This window comes from Mycolicibacterium vulneris, from assembly GCF_002104765.1.
Lineage (GTDB): Bacteria > Actinomycetota > Actinomycetes > Mycobacteriales > Mycobacteriaceae > Mycobacterium > Mycobacterium vulneris.
The window spans coordinates 84557-99370 of record NZ_NCXM01000025.1 but is presented as its reverse complement, the minus strand read 5'-3'; the positions used below and the strand labels follow the sequence as shown (position 1 = coordinate 99370).

15 protein-coding genes and 1 pseudogene are annotated in these 14814 nt (G+C 66.4%); 12 read left to right on the top strand and 4 right to left on the bottom strand.

Annotated elements, in window-relative coordinates; all coding sequences use genetic code 11:
• Positions 1-267, top strand: a pseudogene (locus B8W69_RS21815) (patatin-like phospholipase family protein); the annotation flags it as partial.
• Positions 268-291: 24 nt separating this feature from the next.
• Here the strand turns inward: B8W69_RS21815 and B8W69_RS21810 are convergent.
• Positions 292-579, bottom strand: a complete 288-nt coding sequence (locus tag B8W69_RS21810) for a DUF3349 domain-containing protein (protein ID WP_085291846.1) — start codon at positions 577-579, stop codon at positions 292-294.
• Positions 580-798: 219 nt separating this feature from the next.
• On the opposite strand from B8W69_RS21810, the gene B8W69_RS21805 reads away from it, so the two are divergent.
• From B8W69_RS21805 to B8W69_RS21760, 10 genes are all read left to right on the top strand, one after another.
• Positions 799-1632: a DUF3097 domain-containing protein gene (locus tag B8W69_RS21805; RefSeq protein ID WP_085291845.1), complete on the top strand. Its 834-nt coding sequence runs from the start codon at positions 799-801 to the stop codon at positions 1630-1632.
• A 91-nt stretch (positions 1633-1723) separates the two neighbouring features.
• Positions 1724-3334 carry an iron uptake transporter permease EfeU gene (gene efeU / locus B8W69_RS21800; RefSeq protein ID WP_085291844.1) on the top strand — a complete coding sequence of 537 codons (1611 nt, stop codon included), beginning with the start codon at positions 1724-1726 and terminating at the stop codon, positions 3332-3334.
• A gap of 37 nt (positions 3335-3371) precedes the next feature.
• Positions 3372-4547, top strand: coding sequence for an iron uptake system protein EfeO (gene efeO, locus B8W69_RS21795; protein ID WP_181447457.1), 1176 nt, complete (start codon positions 3372-3374; stop codon positions 4545-4547).
• Positions 4548-4549: 2 nt separating this feature from the next.
• On the top strand, positions 4550-5866 hold the full coding sequence (efeB, locus tag B8W69_RS21790; protein WP_085291843.1) for an iron uptake transporter deferrochelatase/peroxidase subunit: 1317 nt from the start codon (positions 4550-4552) through the stop codon (positions 5864-5866).
• Positions 5867-6030: 164 nt separating this feature from the next.
• Positions 6031-6555, top strand: coding sequence for an OsmC family protein (locus B8W69_RS21785; RefSeq protein ID WP_085291842.1), 525 nt, complete (start codon positions 6031-6033; stop codon positions 6553-6555).
• A 5-nt stretch (positions 6556-6560) separates the two neighbouring features.
• The gene (locus B8W69_RS21780; protein ID WP_085291841.1) at positions 6561-7628 is read left to right on the top strand and encodes an acyl-CoA dehydrogenase family protein; all 1068 of its coding nucleotides are present in this window, start codon (positions 6561-6563) and stop codon (positions 7626-7628) included.
• A gap of 10 nt (positions 7629-7638) precedes the next feature.
• Positions 7639-8271, top strand: coding sequence for an RNA polymerase sigma factor (locus B8W69_RS21775; RefSeq protein WP_085291840.1), 633 nt, complete (start codon positions 7639-7641; stop codon positions 8269-8271).
• Complete coding sequence (locus B8W69_RS21770) at positions 8268-8537, top strand: hypothetical protein (RefSeq protein ID WP_085291839.1); 270 nt, start codon at positions 8268-8270, stop codon at positions 8535-8537. Before B8W69_RS21775 ends, B8W69_RS21770 begins: the two co-directional genes overlap by 4 nt.
• Entirely contained in the window at positions 8534-9448 is a 915-nt protein-coding gene (locus tag B8W69_RS21765) for a formate/nitrite transporter family protein (RefSeq protein ID WP_085291838.1), read from the top strand. The genes B8W69_RS21770 and B8W69_RS21765 overlap by 4 nt, the downstream gene beginning before the upstream one ends.
• A gap of 99 nt (positions 9449-9547) precedes the next feature.
• A complete protein-coding gene (locus B8W69_RS21760; protein WP_085291837.1) occupies positions 9548-10435 on the top strand; it encodes a universal stress protein in 888 nt (295 codons plus the stop codon).
• A 5-nt stretch (positions 10436-10440) separates the two neighbouring features.
• Here the strand turns inward: B8W69_RS21760 and mhpA are convergent, their stop codons facing one another.
• Genes mhpA through B8W69_RS21745 form a run of 3 tightly spaced genes read right to left on the bottom strand, consistent with a single transcriptional unit; the run spans position 10441 to position 14023 of the window.
• The gene (gene mhpA, locus B8W69_RS21755) at positions 10441-11961 is read right to left on the bottom strand and encodes a bifunctional 3-(3-hydroxy-phenyl)propionate/3-hydroxycinnamic acid hydroxylase MhpA (RefSeq protein WP_245843332.1); all 1521 of its coding nucleotides are present in this window, start codon (positions 11959-11961) and stop codon (positions 10441-10443) included.
• Positions 11958-12896, bottom strand: a complete 939-nt coding sequence (locus B8W69_RS21750; RefSeq protein ID WP_085291836.1) for a fumarylacetoacetate hydrolase family protein — start codon at positions 12894-12896, stop codon at positions 11958-11960. Before B8W69_RS21750 ends, mhpA begins: the two co-directional genes overlap by 4 nt.
• On the bottom strand, positions 12893-14023 hold the full coding sequence (locus B8W69_RS21745) for a VOC family protein (protein WP_085291835.1): 1131 nt from the start codon (positions 14021-14023) through the stop codon (positions 12893-12895). Before B8W69_RS21745 ends, B8W69_RS21750 begins: the two co-directional genes overlap by 4 nt.
• 99 nt (positions 14024-14122) lie before the next feature.
• On the opposite strand from B8W69_RS21745, the gene B8W69_RS21740 reads away from it, so the two are divergent.
• A complete protein-coding gene (locus tag B8W69_RS21740; RefSeq protein ID WP_085291834.1) occupies positions 14123-14773 on the top strand; it encodes a TetR/AcrR family transcriptional regulator in 651 nt (216 codons plus the stop codon).
• The last annotated feature ends 41 nt before the right edge of the window (positions 14774-14814 follow it).

Sequence of the window (14814 nt, the reverse complement as noted above, 5' to 3'; positions counted from 1 at the left end):
GTGCACGGGCCGGTGTCGTTGGGAATCGCGGCGATTGAGACGTTGGTGAGCAATCAAGACAACGCCTACATCGACGACCCGTGCACCGTCCGGCGCACCATCTTCGTGCCGGCCGACGAGGTCAGTCCGATCGACTTCGACATCGCCACGCGGCAACGCGAGGCCCTCTACGCACGAGGATTGCAAGCGGGCCAACAGTTTCTGCGGTCGTGGAGTTACACGGATTACCTGGCGGCCTGCGGCGCCCCGGTGCGTACGTCACCGTGACGGTTGTGAATCGCTCGGCGACGCCTATCCGCGGGAGCAGCGAAGCGCATGAACGCGTCGCTGGATGCGCGCGACGTCGTCGGGGGAGGGCAGCTGGTTGGTAATCCGGGTGATCTCGACGCCGATATCAACGGAGCCGATCGGCCAGAGCCGACGCGCGATGAAATCCCTTGCGATGGCGGTGATGTCGTCGTCGCAGAGCCGTCGGCGCGTCAATGCCACCAGCGGCACGTACCCGGTGGCCGGCATGCCGGCGGGGTAGCCGGCCCGCACAAAAGCCACAATGCTCGTCACCCAATGCGACAGGTCCATATGTCCACCTCGCTAACCGCCGCAAGTTGCGCGTAAGCGGCAGTGCTTGCTAGCTAGCAACGTACCATCGGCGAGCCCATCAGCTGCGTAACGCCACACAGTTAAAACGCATTTTTTACGGCCGCAGCTGCCGGCGCCCCGAGAGTGATTCGGGTGACGATTCGCCGAACCTGGCGCGCCGTAACGGTGTTTGGCCGCAAGGCTTTCTAGTATTGCCGCGTGGTGGATCGCTATGGAACCGATGTCCTCGCCGCGGGGCGACGCAAGCCGCGTTCGACCGAGCACCCGGCCGAACTCGGCTTGGTGGTCGAGGACGTGGAGACGGGTTATGTCGGCGCGATCGTGCGCGTGGAATACGGTCGAGTCGACCTGGAAGACCGGCGCGGTCATGTGCGTGGCTTCCCCTTGGGCCCCGGGTATTTGCTCGAGGGGCGTCCCGTCATCCTCATCGCGCCGCGCCGGCCGACGCCGACCGCCGGGGCCAGGACCGCGTCCGGTTCGGTCGCCGTGTCGGGCGTTCGCGCCCGCGTCGCGCGGGCCAGCCGCATCTACGTCGAGGGTCGCCACGACGCCGAGCTCATCGCGCAGGTGTGGGGTGAGGACTTGCGAATCGAAGGCGTCGTCGTCGAACAACTCGGTGGCGTGGACGACCTGGTGGACATCGTCGCCGAATTCGCGCCGGGGCCGGGGCGCCGGCTGGGGGTGCTCGTTGATCACCTTGTCGCCGGTTCCAAGGAGGCGCGGATCGCCGATGCGGTGCGGCGGGGGCCGGGCGGCAGCGACACGCTGGTCGTCGGTCATCCCTACGTCGATATCTGGCAGGCCGTCAAGCCGCAGCGGTTGGGCCTGGGCGCCTGGCCGAAGGTGCCGCGGCAGGTGGAATGGAAACACGGCGTGTGTGAGGCGCTTGGTTTGCCGCACAACGACCAGGCGGACATCGCCAGAGCCTGGCGGCACATCCGTTCGCGGGTGCGCGACTGGAACGATCTGGAGCCGGCACTGATCAGCCGGGTCGAAGAACTGATCGACTTCGTCACGGCGCCGATCTCCTGACACGGCAGCCAGCGGACCAGGGCTGATGCCCATCGCTTCAGTTAGGCTACGCTAGCCGACAGTCCCGACCGGCGGGACGGAAACAGGGCATATGCAGGGCGTATTCGGCGTATTTATCGGCACGTTCCTCATCGGTCTCCGCGAAGGCCTAGAGGCGTCGCTCATCGTGAGCATCGTCGGTGCCTTCCTCAAGCGAAACGGCCAGTCCATCCGCCCGATGTTCGCCGGTGTCGCCCTGGCCGTGCTGCTCAGCGTCGGCGTGGGCGTCGGCCTCGACCTGTTCGCCGCCAGCCTGCCGCAGGCCCAGCAAGAGATGATGGAGACCGTCATCAACGCCATCGCGGTGGTGTTCGTGACGTCGATGATCATCTGGATGAACGGCAACGCCGCGCAGCTCAAGGGTGAACTCGAGCGCGAAGCCCGCCAGGCCGTCAACCGTGGTGGCGCGTTCGCCCTGATCGTCATGGCGTTCCTGGCCGTTCTGAAAGAGGGGTTCGAGACGTCGGTGTTCTTGCTGGCGGCCGCCGAGACATCGCACGGCAACCGGTGGTTCGCCGTGCTGGGCGGCGCCGTGGGCATCGTCACGTCGGTCGGGCTCGGGGTGGGGCTGTACTACGGCGGCCTGCGGATCAACCTCGGCCGGTTCTTCCGGGTCACCGGGGTGTTTCTGGTGCTGATCGCCGCCGGGCTGGTGCTGGGAGCGCTACGCACCGCGCACGAGGCCGGCTGGGTGACCATCGGCCAGCAACAGGTGCTCGACCTGTCCGGCTGGATACCCAGCAACTCGGTGCTGGGCGCGGCGACGACCGGGGTGTTCGGCATTCCCGCCGACCCTCGCCTCATCGAGGTGCTGGGCTGGCTGCTCTATGCCGTGCCGGTGCTGGTCGTGTTTCTCTGGCCTGCCCGGCTCGCCGCCACGCCGCGAGCCCGCCGCAGGCTGCTGGCGGCGGCGTCTTCGGTGCTGATCATCGTCGGGGCGGGGCTGGTCCTCATGACGCCCGCCGCCGGCTCGTCGCAGACGCAGCGGGCGCGCACCGTCACCGACCGCGACGGCCACACCGCCGCGGTGTCGATGGCGACCGGCCCGCACGGACGCGAGCTGACCGTCGCCCCCCAGGACACCTCGACCGTTCGCAACATCGTGCTCATCCCCGCAGACGACCAAACGGTGGACGGCGTGCCCGTACAGGTCTGGCAGGCTAACGAGGCCGCCGGGGCCGGCGGTGCGCCGGAAGTCACGCTGGACCAGTTGCTGAGCATGGCGGGGGGCCGGCTGCCGGTCGGTCTCGCGGCCGGCCGCACTCCGGGGCCATTTCAGGGTCAATGGTCAACGACCACCGTGTACACCGTGTTCGCGCGGGGTGACTCCGTGATCAGTGCGCACACGACGAGCAACCGCACGGCGATTTTGACCGGCGGCGGGTTGACCGGGGCCAAGACCGTCAGTCTCGGCGGGCTGGCGACGGACTGGTCCACGTCCGCTGCCGAAGACCACGCGACGGTGGCTGAGATCGTCGCCAGCGACCGCGATCGCGGGGAGCGGCAGCTCTGGACTGTCTGGCTTCCACTGGTGTTAGCGGGATTTGCGTTGGCGTGCGCGCTGTCAGCAATAGCCTCGGTGCGCGTGGACCGCAGGCAAGAGGATGAGAGGAAATCGATTGATGGTGAGTCGCATCGCCTCGGCAACGTGCCGGTCTCGTGACTTCTGGTTGACCGCGACGGTTCTTGTTGCGACGGCGGTGTTGCCGGTGACCGCGTGCGGCCACTCGGGCGACAACTCGAACCATGCTCAGCAGCCGAAGCCGGGGACCGCCAATGCGGTCAAGGTCACCCTGGCCAACAACGGCGGCACGGACGGCTGCGCACTAGACACCACCAGCGTGCCCGCTGGGCCGGTGACCTTCACAGTCGCCAACACGAATGCACCGGGCATCAGTGAGGTCGAATTGCTCAGGGACCAGCGGATTGTGGGTGAGAAGGAAAACCTCGCGCCCGGCCTGGACCCGGTGTCGTTCACGGTCTCGCTGGACGGCGGCGCCTACCAGCTCTACTGCCCGGGGGCGAGCACCGAATACCAGGCGCTGACGGTGACGGGTAAAGCGCCGGCGACGCCGACGGGCACCGTGGCCAGCATCCTCAGCCAGGGCACCAAGGACTACGCCGCCTACATCGTGGACCAGATCGGTCAGCTCAACGACGGCGTGAAGGCACTCGATGCGGCCGTGCAATCGGGCAACGTCGACGCGGCAAAGGCAGCCTATGCCAAGGCCCGATTATTCTGGGAGCGTTCGGAATCCACTGTGGAGGGCTTCGTGCTACCGGGCTTCGCGGTCGGCGACAATGCCGGCAGCCTGGACTATCTGATCGACATGCGTGAGTCGACGCCGGTCGACGCGAAGGTCGGCTGGAAGGGCTTCCACGCCATCGAGCGCGATCTGTGGCAGGGCGGCGCGATCACGCCCGGGACGAAGGCGTTCAGCACCGAATTGGTGGGCAACGTCGGCAAATTGAACGGCATCGTCGCAAGCCTGCAGTACAAACCCGAGGATCTGGCCAACGGTGCCAGCGATCTGATCGAAGAGATCCAGAACACCAAGATCACCGGAGAAGAGGAGGCCTTCAGTCACATTGACCTGGTGGACTTTTCGGGCAACGTCGAAGGCGCCCAGCAGGCATACGCGTCGCTACGGCCGGGCCTGGAAAAGATCGACACCAATCTGGTCCACCAGATCGACCAGCAGTTCCAGACCGTGCTCGCCACTCTCGACGGGTATCGCGACCCGGCCGCACTCGGCGGCTACAAGACCTACACCCCGGCGCTGAAGGCCAGCGACGCAACGAAATTGACCGCCGTGATCCAGCCGCTGCACCAGAGCCTGTCCACAGTCGCCCAAAAAGTAGTCACGGCCGGCTGATCATGACCGACGACATCACCGGACGCTCCGACGGCGACGCGAACCACGCCGGCACACCGACCGATGCCACCGCGGTGTCGCGTCGGCGCGCGCTTGGCGGCGCCATGTTGGCCGGGCTCGGCGGCGCCGCCCTCGGTGCCGTCGGTGGCGGTTTCGCCGGTCACGCGATGGCGGCGGGACAACGCGGTGACGACGATGACACCGTCGATCTGCGCCGCAGCTACCCCTTCTACGGCCAGCCCCATCAAGGCGGAATTGACACGCCGCCACAGCGTTACGCCATGTTCATGTCGTTCTCGGTTGCCGCCGGCGCGGGCCGCACCGAGCTGCAGACCCTGTTGGCGCGCTGGTCGGCGGCCGCCGCGATCCTGCAGCAGGGCAAGCCGGTGGGAACCGTTCAGCCCCAGGTCGAGGTGCAGCCGCCCGTCGACACCGGCGAGGCCTACGGGCTGAGCCCCGCCAGTCTCACAGTCACCATCGGGTTGGGCCCGTCGCTGTTCGGCGACCGGTTCGGACTGGCCGCCCGGCGACCCGCCGTGTTCACCGACCTGCCGCCGCTCAACGGCGACAACCTGGATCCGCGCCTGCACGGCGGCGACCTGTCCGTGCAGGCGTGCGCCGACGACCCCCAGGTCTGCTACCACGCCGTGCGCAACCTGGCCCGGCTCGGCCGCAACATCGTCTCGCCATACTGGGCGGTGCTGGGCTTCGGTCGCGCCTCCGCCGGCCCCGGCCAGCACACGCCACGAAACCTCTTGGGATTCAAGGACGGTACCCGCAACATCGCCACCGACGAGGAGTACGCCAAGTTCGTCTGGGTCGACAACAGCGACCAGCCTTGGATGAACGGCGGGACGTACCAGGTCGTCCGCAAGATCCGGATGTTGATGGAGACATGGGATGTCGACCGGATCGGCAATCAGCAGAGGATCTTCGGGCGCACCAAAGAAGAAGGGGCGCCGCTGAGCGGCAAGCACGAATTCGACACACCGAATTTCGCCGCCAAAGGCGCCGACGGCAACCCGCTCATCGATCCGATGTCTCACGTCGGCCTCGCCGCCCGGGAAAACAACGACGGCATCATGATCCGCCGACGTTCCTACAACTACACCGACGGTCTCGACGCCAACGGCCAACTCAACGCCGGCCTGCTGTTCATCTCGTATCAAAAAGATCCCCAAGATTTTATTCGCCTACAGAACCGGCTGGGCGCGCACGATCTGCTCAACGAATACATCCGCCACATCGGATCAGCAATCTTCGCGGTGCCGCCGCCGCCGGCTGAAGGCCACTACATCGGGCAAAGCCTGTTCAGCTGAGCAAATCTCGCCGATCGGCGGTGGCCGTTCGACCGGGCGGCGTTTCAGACGTGTGATGTTTCGTGTCGGGCCGGTATTTCAAGCGCGCCGGCCGTCACGCATCGGCGCCCGCCGCGCACTAACTCCGTGAAGCCGCAGAATCAGCGAGAAACGGAGAGGGTCACATGACCGATGCGCTCGTCATCGACGCCGAAGGCCTTTATCGACTGTCCTGTAACGCCAAGGCCAATCCTGAGACAGGCAGGAAAACACTCAAAGCCAAGACGGTGTGCGAGACCGGGTTCCGTAACATGACCTACGTCCGGGACCTGGCGCCGATGCTGGTGGGCGAGCCACCCGCGCTGCTCGGTGATGACTCGGCCCCCAATCCGTCGGAGACCGCGCTGGCCGCGCTGGGCTCGTGCGTGTCGGTGGGCCTGTTGGCCAACGCGACCCATCGTGGCGTGACGTTGACCAAGATCGAGGTCGAGATGGAAGGCGACATCGACATCTCCGCGGTGTGGGGGGTGGGGGACACCCCGCAGGACAAGCGCCTGGGATTCAGCGCGGTCCGCTGCCGGGTGAGCCTGGCCGGCGACGCCGACGATGCCACGCTGAAAGAGATCCACGACAACGCCATCGCCTGGTCACCGGTGCTGAACACGTTTCGCAACCCGGTGATTGTCGACTCGACTCTGAGCACGGAATGAGTGAAATGACGGCGACCATCGATCCGGCGGCCGGCACGCTGGATGTCGAACTGTTGGAGGATATTCGGGCTCACGCCGCCGCGCTGGACCGCGGCGAAGGCCACTCCCGTCGCAGCTTCACCGGGTTGGGGGAGGCCGGACTGCTCGGGATCGGTGCACCGGACAATATCGACAACCGGCTTCCGGCGATGGCCGAGGTGATCAGGTTGATCTCCGGGGCATGCATGAGCACCGGGTTCTCGTTGTGGGCGCATCGCATGGCGATCGAGTATTTGCTCACGGCTGCAACCGAATTCAGTAATGCTGCGGTCGCGCCGTTGCTTTCGGGAACGGTGCTGGGGGTCACCGGCATGGCCGCGGCGTTCAAGGAGGCGGCCGGTTGCGGCAGCGTGGAGTTGACCGCCACGTCCGTGGCCGGCGGCTACCAGGTGTCGGGGCCGATCAGGTGGGCCAGCAATTTGTATCCCGACTCGACGATGGTGACCGCGGTGCGTACCGAGGCGGGCGAGAGACTGATCGTCGCGCTGCCCCTGGGCACACCCGGGGTGGTCGTTGGCGAGCCTTTCGATCTGCTGGCCATGGGCAGCACCGCCTCCTCCTACCTGAACCTGAACGGCGCCTACGTTCCCGCCGAACAGGTGCTGTCGCGCGACTTCGGGGGCTTCCTGCAAGCGGTGCGTCCGACTTTCCTTGTCCTGCAGTCGGCCATATGCCTGGGCCTGACCCGGACGTCCCTGGAGCAGGCCCGGCTGGGGCTCAATGGCGTCAACGCGGTGTTCGGTGACGATGTCGAACGCGTCACGCAGAAGCTGATCGGCGCCGAAGTCACGCTGGCGAACCTGGCCGCGGCCGTCGGAGGAGCCGAGCCACCCGCCAAGAAGGAGCTGCTGTCCCTGCGGCTCGCGGCGGCCGAATTGTCCAGCGCCAGCGCTGACCTGGAGATCCGGACCGCCGGCGGAAAGGGATACGCGAGCAGGACGCCGGCAAGCCGTCGCTATCGGGAGGCCGCGTTCATCCCAGTCCAGTCGCCGTCCGAAGGGCAACTGCGCTGGGAACTGGCCAGATGCGCCTGAGCGCGGGTCGATGGTGACTCCGGTGGCGGTGCCGCCGGAGGGCACCGAATCCGAACGGCTGGTCGGCGGGGTTCCGCTGGCCAGCCTGGTGCGCGACTTTCACCGGCCGATGGTGAATTTCGCTCGCACCATGGTGGATTCAGCGACGGTCGCCGAGGAAGCCGTGCAAGAGGCATGGGTGCAGGTGCTGCAGTCGTCGGATTCGTTTCAGGGCCGCTCGTCGGTGGGCACCTGGCTGTTCGGCATCGTCAAACACACCGCATCCCGGCACCGGCGACGGGAATCGCGGATCCGCCACCATGAGGTGCTGTCCGCCGCCACGGATGGTGAGGCCGACGACCCGCTCTTGGGCCGGATGCATCCCGCCGGTCACCCCGATGCCGGACATTGGTGCCTGCCGCCGTCGCGGCGTTTTCTCCCCGAAGATCACACCGTCGAAAGCGAACTCCTCGGCCACGTGCGGGCGGCGCTGGAGGCGTTACCCGAGCGGCAGCGGCAACTGGTCATCTTGCGTGACATCGTCGGAACCTCGGCCGACGAGGCGGCCGCGCTTCTCGAGCTGTCCGCCGAGGCACAGCGGGCGCTGCTCTACCGCGCCCGGGGAAAACTTCGAGCCGAACTGGAGAAGCGGTATCAACGATGACCGTTCATGACAACACCGTTCCCGCCATCGATTGCGTCGACTTCGTGCGCCTGGTCGACGATCTCGTCGACTCCGACCCGCAACACTGGGGACCGATCGTGGCCAAACACCTCGACGAATGCCCGCCCTGCCTGATCTACCTGCAACAGATACTCGACCTCAAAATCCTGCTCAGCCACGTCTTCGACGGTGAGCAGCTCAGCGAGGACCACATTGCCGGTGTCATCAACGCGATCAACACCTTGAAGAAAGGCGAACACGGATGACGATCAACGCCGAAGCACCGCAGCTTCAGAGCGATGCCGTGGTTGCGGATAACGTGACTGCGTTCCCTTCTGGTGTCAGGGCAAGCGGCCCGCCCGAGGATCCGTTCGAGCCGCTGTCGGTCGGCGCCATGGTGGATCGGGTAGCGGCCATGGCGGTGGAAAAGGCCGCGCACCCCTGGGCATTCCTGATGCGCTCCTTGGTGGGCGGTGTGATGGTGGCGTTCGGGGCCCTGCTGTCGCTGGTGGTGAGCACCGGCGTCAAGACCCCCGGTGTGGCAAGCCTTTTGATGGGCCTGGCCTTCGGGATGTCCTTCGTCCTCATCCTGGTGTCGGGCATGTCACTGATCACCGCGGACATGGCCGCCGGCTTTCTCGCCGTGCTCAAGCGCACGCTGAGCGTGCGCGGCTACATCGTGCTGGTGACCGTCGGACTAATCGGCAACATTCTCGGCGCACTGGTGTTCGTCACGGTGTGCGCCGCGGCGGGCGGCCCCTACCTGGGCGCGTTCGCCGAGCGAGCGGCGACCGTCGGCACGCTGAAGGCCGGCCAGCCCTTCTGGACGGCACTGCTGCTCGCCGTGGTATGCACGTGGTTCCTGCAGACCTCGATGTGCATGTTCTTCAAGGCCCGCAGTGACGTCGCCCGGATGGCATTCGCGTTCTACGGGCCGTTCGCGTTCGTGATCGGCGGCACCCAGCACGTGATCGCCAATGTCGGATTTCTCGGCCTTCCCCTGCTGCTCAACCTCTTTCACCCGATCGCACCACGAGGCACGATCGGTTGGGGTTTCGGTCAACACGGTTTGCTCACCAACATCGGCATCACCACGCTGGGCAACCTCATCGGGGGCACCGTGTTCGTGGCGTTGCCGTTCTGGATCATCGCGCAACTGCAAGGCCGCAAGATCTAGCCGGCAACGAGAGACCTCCGGCCCGACGGTTGGGGACTAAAGCCTCACGACTGACACGCCCTCCTCGGATAGCGTCGGCAACGATGGAGGGAGATCGTAATGTCCGCACCCGTCAAAGAACTCGGTATCGTCGTCGCGGTCGACGGTTCGCCGGCGTCAACTGCCGCCGCGGCCTGGGCGGCCCAGGAGGCGGCGATGAGAAACATCCCGCTGACCGTCGTGCACGCGGTGTCGACTCCCACCGCGACATTCCCGCCGGTTCCCTACCCGGAGTCCCTCGTCACGAGCCTGGAAGACGAAGGCAAAAAGGCGATCATGCACGCGACGAAAGTCGCCGAAGACGCGATGCCGGCCGACCGCGCGGTGCCCATCGGCAGGAAACTGGTGTATTCGCCCCCGGTGCCGACCCTGCTGAAGACGTCAGATGCGGCGGAGATGATCGTCATGGGCAGCTCCGGCCGCGGGCTGTTGGCACGTGGTCTGCTCGGGTCGGTGAGCTCGGCCGTGGTGCGGCACGCGAACTGTCCGGTCACGGTTGTCCGGGACGGTGAGCTGCCGGATCCGCGGACTGGTTACGTCCTGTTGGGCACCGATGGCTCACCGGCGTCCGAACTCGCGACGGAAATCGCGTTCGACGAGGCGTCGCGTCGCGGCGCGGATCTGGTAGCCATTCACGCATGGAGTGACGCCGCGATGGTCGAAGTCTTCGACATCGACTGGCCGGCGGTCGAAGGCGAAGCGCAACGCAGCCTGGCCGAGAGCCTGGCGGGCTGGCAAGAACGCTATCCCGATGTCTGCGTACATCGATTCGTCGCTCGGGACCGGGCGGCGCGGCACCTCATCGATAAGGCGGATGCTGCACAGCTGGTGGTCGTTGGCAGTCACGGTCGGGGCGGTCTGAGCAGGATGCTGTTGGGCTCGGTCAGCAACGCGGTCCTGCACTCGGTCCGGGTTCCGGTCATCGTCGCTCGGCCGCCCTCCGTATAAACCTGTCACTGCCGTTCGCGCAGCACCCCGGTTGTCCACGCGCATAACGCCGCGACGTCGCGTCCGGCCCGGGCGACGGTCCGGTCGGGGCGCACCACGGCGGCGCCGGCGCGCCCCCGGCGCAACCACGTCGCCAGGTCATCGCCGGGTTGGGGGATCAGGACGACGACGCCGCGGCGCCGCAAGGATGCTTCGTCGGCGGCCGTCGGGCGAACCGTGGTGATCAGCGCGAAACCCGTGCCGAGCGCATCATCGAGGCGCCGGCCATCGCGCAGCAAGGGATTCGGGCAGAGCCTGCCGGCGAGCCCACGCGAATTGCACACCAGCGCAGAGCGATGCAGTGGCGGCGTGCTGGAATCGACGATCCGGTGGCGCAGGCCCGGGAGGAAGCGCAGCCGCGGCAACACCAGCCGGCGGGCCGCGTCGCCCGCGCGGCCACCGCCGGTCATCGCCCAGCCGACGCCCAACGCCAAGCGGATCATCTGCCGGGTATGCGGCGCGCGTTCCTGTTCATAGGTGTCAAGAACGTCCGCACCCATGGTGCCGTGCTGAACCGCGGCGAGCTTCCACGCCAGGTTGGCCGCGTCCCGAACCCCTGCTCCCATACCCTGGCCGATGAACGGGGGAGTGAGGTGCGCCGCGTCCCCGAGAAGGAACACGTTGCCTCGGCGCCAGCGGTCGGCGACCTGAGCGCGAAAGGTGTATTCGGCGACCCGTAGCAGGGTCAGCTCGCTGTCGGCCACCGTTGCCGTCCACGGTGTGATCAACGGCCGTACTGCGTCCAATGTGCCGAATTGATCAGCGTTTTCGTCGGCCAGCAGTTGGAATTCCCATCGGTAGCGTGCATCTCCGATGCGCATGTAGGTGGCGGCGCGGGTGGGGTCGCATACCTGGTGCACGCCCTCCCACTGGCCCAAATCGGCGCCGGTCGCGACGTCGACGACCAGCCAGCGCTGCTCAAAGTTCAAGTCCCGCATCGTGGCATCGATGTGGGCGCGCACTATGCTGTTGGCGCCGTCGCATCCCAGCACATAGTCGGCGTCCACGTGGTGCACGTGGCCGTCGGAGCGGTCCGTGAACGTGACACGGATGCCGTCGGTGATCTCGGTGATCTCGGTGACCTCGGCGTTGCCGCGCAACCGCGCGGCGGGGTAGCGCTTGAGGTTTGCGCGCAGCAGCGCCTCCAGATCCGGCTGGTCGAACATATTGGCCTGCGGGAAGCCGTTCGCCACGAGCGATTGGTCACGGTTGAACTGGGCGAGGACACCGAAATCCGCGTCCAGCAACCGCAACCCGAGTGTGGGCCTGGAGATCGACGCGAACTCGTCGGCGATCCCAAGACGGGCGAGGATGCGATAGACCTCGTCGTCCAAGTGCACGGCCCGCGGCTGCGGGTACACGGTGGGCCAACGATCGAGCACCAGGCAATCCACGTCGTGCTGCGCCAGCAGGGTCGCGGCGGTGATGCCGGTCGGTCCAGCGCCGACTATGACAACCGGGCGGCGCCGACCGTCTCCATGCCTCACACGAATCGGACTGTGGCGCACTGTGTTCCGAGATCGATGGCACCGTCATCGGTGCCGATCGATGCCTCCACGATGTCACCGTCTTGCAGGTAGTTCGTGTTGTCGGCCTGGCGTGAGAAGAAGACCTTCCACTTGAGGTTGGGCGGCAACAGGTTTCCGATGATCTGCAGCGGCTTCGGCGGAGCGCTCAATGCGGTTCCGGCCGGGGTTCCGGTAAGTACCAGATCGCCCGGCGCGAGTTCCTGGAACTGGGTGAGTGACTGCAGGGCCTGCAGCGGTCGGTAGAGCATGTCTGGGTCGACGAGCGCGTTCTGGCGTTCGTCGCCGTTAACGCTCAACCGGAGCCGTAGATCGCCGAACCGCTTGAGCTCGTCCGCACTGAGCAGCACCAGCTCCGGGCCCACCGGGGTGAACGTGGGATACGACTTGGCCTCGTAGAACTGGGTCTGCGGAAGCTGGACATCGCGCGCCGAGACGTCGTTGGTGACGACCAGCCCGGCGATGAGCTCGCCGAGGTTGGCATCGGAGATGCTGGTGCCGACCGGGACCGTGCGCCCGATCACCAGCCCGATCTCCACCTCGTAGTCGAGGAGCTTGACGTGTGCCGGTTTGACGATGTCGTCGAACGGGCCGTTGATCGACGCGGACGCCTTGCGGAAGAAGGTCAGTGGAACCGACGACGGGTCCATGCCCGCGTCTTTGACGTGCGATTCGAAGTTGGTCATCTGGGCGATCACCCGGCACGGCCTGGTCACCGGCGAGACCAATCGCAGAGCGTCGAGCTCCACGATGTCGGCACTGTTGGCCGCCAAATCGATAGCGGCCCGGTCGGCCAGCAGGCCGGCGGTGCTGGTGGCCGCGGTGTCGATCTTCGCGGCACCGTTCGCGGTTTTGAGCCACCAGGCGTCAGCGGTGTGCAGGACGGAAACGGTCATGAGGTAGGCACTTTCAGTAGTCCGGCCAGGCGGCCGATATCGAATTCGTTGCGTGTGCGCAGTGCGGTGGCGATCGAAACCAGTTCGTGTCGAGCAGATTTGAGGTCTGTGCCGAGGAAGTCCCTACTCGCCGCGGGTCCCCATTGGGCCAATCCAGAGGCGGTGAACGGGGCCCATCCGGGTTCGAGGGTGTTGTCGAAGAGGTCGCCGTCGGTGAAGTGCTCGAACAGGTAGCCGTCGGGATCGCGCCAGTAGTCGAAGATCTGGCTGCCCTGAATGTGTCTGCCGATTCCCCAGGACCGGAAATAACCACGCTCGCGCAGGTATTCGCCGCCGGCGGCCAGGGCGTCGAGGTCGCTGACCTGATACGCCGAATGGACGTAGCGGTTGGCCGGGCCCAGCGCCAACGCGAGCGTGTGATGGTCGGCCGGGGTGAGGCCTCGATCGCAGCGGATGAAGCTCATCGCCGGTCCCCGGTCGCGCTGGCCGGGGAAGTGTAAGAAGTCGCTGACGATCATCCCCAGGTTTTCCAGGTACCAGTTCAGCGCCTCGAGGTACTTCGTCGACTGCATCACCAGATGGCCCAGACGCAACACGCGGGCGGGCGCCCTTCGCGGACGCTGGGTTAGGTTGAGGCGCTGCGGGGTGGCCCCGTAGTTAAGCGAAAGAGGTTGCTGTGCACACAGTTCCGGTAGCTCGATTAGGCCGGCGACAACGCTTACCGGTGTACCGCTGGGGTCGACCAGATCGACCGCGATCCCACCGACTGTATCGGGCAGCGACCGCGTGCGAGCACCGTGGGCATCGGCCAACCTCAACACGTCCGCTTCGTCGCAAGCCCGGAACGCCACCCCGGCAAAGCGTCGCCTGGGTCCCCGACGAAGGATGAGGCACGGTCCGCCGGGCAACGCGCCACGCAACTGCACTTCGTCCGGGGTGCGCTGGGCCGTCTGAAAACCGAAGGCCCGCGCGAATGCCTCGGCGCGCGTCAGGTCTGGTCGCTCGAACACCAGCCAGGCGATGTCGACGACTTTGATCACCGCGTTGCGCGACCGGCCGGGGTGCTCGCCGGGTAGCGCGCCCTGCGGGCTGTGCGCACCCCGCGGGGCGCTGTTGCTCAGGTTCATCAGCCGTCTCCCACACTAACTGACGAAATCGTCACATACGTGTGAACGTTCAGTCAAGCTTTCTGACGGAATCCTCATCACTGATGCATACTGCTGGAGATGAGTGCGATGTCCGACAGTCAGACGCCCAACCGCGTGGCGCGGCGCAAACAGCGCACCCGAGCCGCACTGGTCAGTGCAGCGCAGCGGCTGATCGCCGAGGGCAAGGTCAACGTGCCGGTCCTGGAGATCACCCAGGCCGCCGACGTCGGGATGGGTTCGTTCTACAACCACTTCGACAGCAAGGAGCAGCTGTTCGACGCCGCCGTCGCCGACGTGCTCGACGCGTACGGGGCGATGCTGGACCGGCTCACCGACTCCATCGACGACCCGGCGGAGACGTTCGCCACGAGTTTCCGGCTGACCGGTCGGCTCTTCCGGCGACGCCCGCAGGAGAGCCAGATTCTGTTGGCCAACGGGCTGGCGCTTTTGTCCTCGCCCAATGGGCTGGCGCCGCGCGCTCTGCGCGACATCAAGGCGGGCGTCGAGGCCGGCAGGTTCACTGTGGACGATCCCGAACTCGCCCTGGCCATGGCCGGAGGTGCGTTGCTGGGGCTGGGCAACCTGTTGCGGGATCAACCGGACCGCGACGACGCGCACGCCGCTGACACGGTCACCGAGAGCGTCCTGCGGCTGTTCGGGCTCAGCGCCGCCGAGGCACGCGCGGTGTGTCGACGTCCGTTGCCCGACAGTGTCTTCAACGACGCTTAGCAGTTGTGACCCGACGGCCTATCACGTTGTGGCTCAAGGCA

Excerpts from the sequence above, each read along its gene's own strand:
- B8W69_RS21810 (WP_085291846.1), bottom strand. The coding sequence starts at position 579 with ATGGACCTGTCGCATTGGGTGACGAGCATTGTGGCTTTTGTGCGGGCC.
- B8W69_RS21760 (WP_085291837.1), top strand. The coding sequence starts at position 9,548 with ATGTCCGCACCCGTCAAAGAACTCGGTATCGTCGTCGCGGTCGACGGT.
- B8W69_RS21780 (WP_085291841.1), top strand. The coding sequence starts at position 6,561 with ATGACGGCGACCATCGATCCGGCGGCCGGCACGCTGGATGTCGAACTG.
- efeU (WP_085291844.1), top strand. The coding sequence starts at position 1,724 with ATGCAGGGCGTATTCGGCGTATTTATCGGCACGTTCCTCATCGGTCTC.
- efeB (WP_085291843.1), top strand. The coding sequence starts at position 4,550 with ATGACCGACGACATCACCGGACGCTCCGACGGCGACGCGAACCACGCC.
- B8W69_RS21750 (WP_085291836.1), bottom strand. The coding sequence starts at position 12,896 with ATGACCGTTTCCGTCCTGCACACCGCTGACGCCTGGTGGCTCAAAACC.
- B8W69_RS21765 (WP_085291838.1), top strand. The coding sequence starts at position 8,534 with ATGACGATCAACGCCGAAGCACCGCAGCTTCAGAGCGATGCCGTGGTT.
- B8W69_RS21745 (WP_085291835.1), bottom strand. The coding sequence starts at position 14,023 with ATGAACCTGAGCAACAGCGCCCCGCGGGGTGCGCACAGCCCGCAGGGC.
- B8W69_RS21785 (WP_085291842.1), top strand. The coding sequence starts at position 6,031 with ATGACCGATGCGCTCGTCATCGACGCCGAAGGCCTTTATCGACTGTCC.
- B8W69_RS21740 (WP_085291834.1), top strand. The coding sequence starts at position 14,123 with ATGAGTGCGATGTCCGACAGTCAGACGCCCAACCGCGTGGCGCGGCGC.
- B8W69_RS21775 (WP_085291840.1), top strand. The coding sequence starts at position 7,639 with ATGGTGACTCCGGTGGCGGTGCCGCCGGAGGGCACCGAATCCGAACGG.
- B8W69_RS21770 (WP_085291839.1), top strand. The coding sequence starts at position 8,268 with ATGACCGTTCATGACAACACCGTTCCCGCCATCGATTGCGTCGACTTC.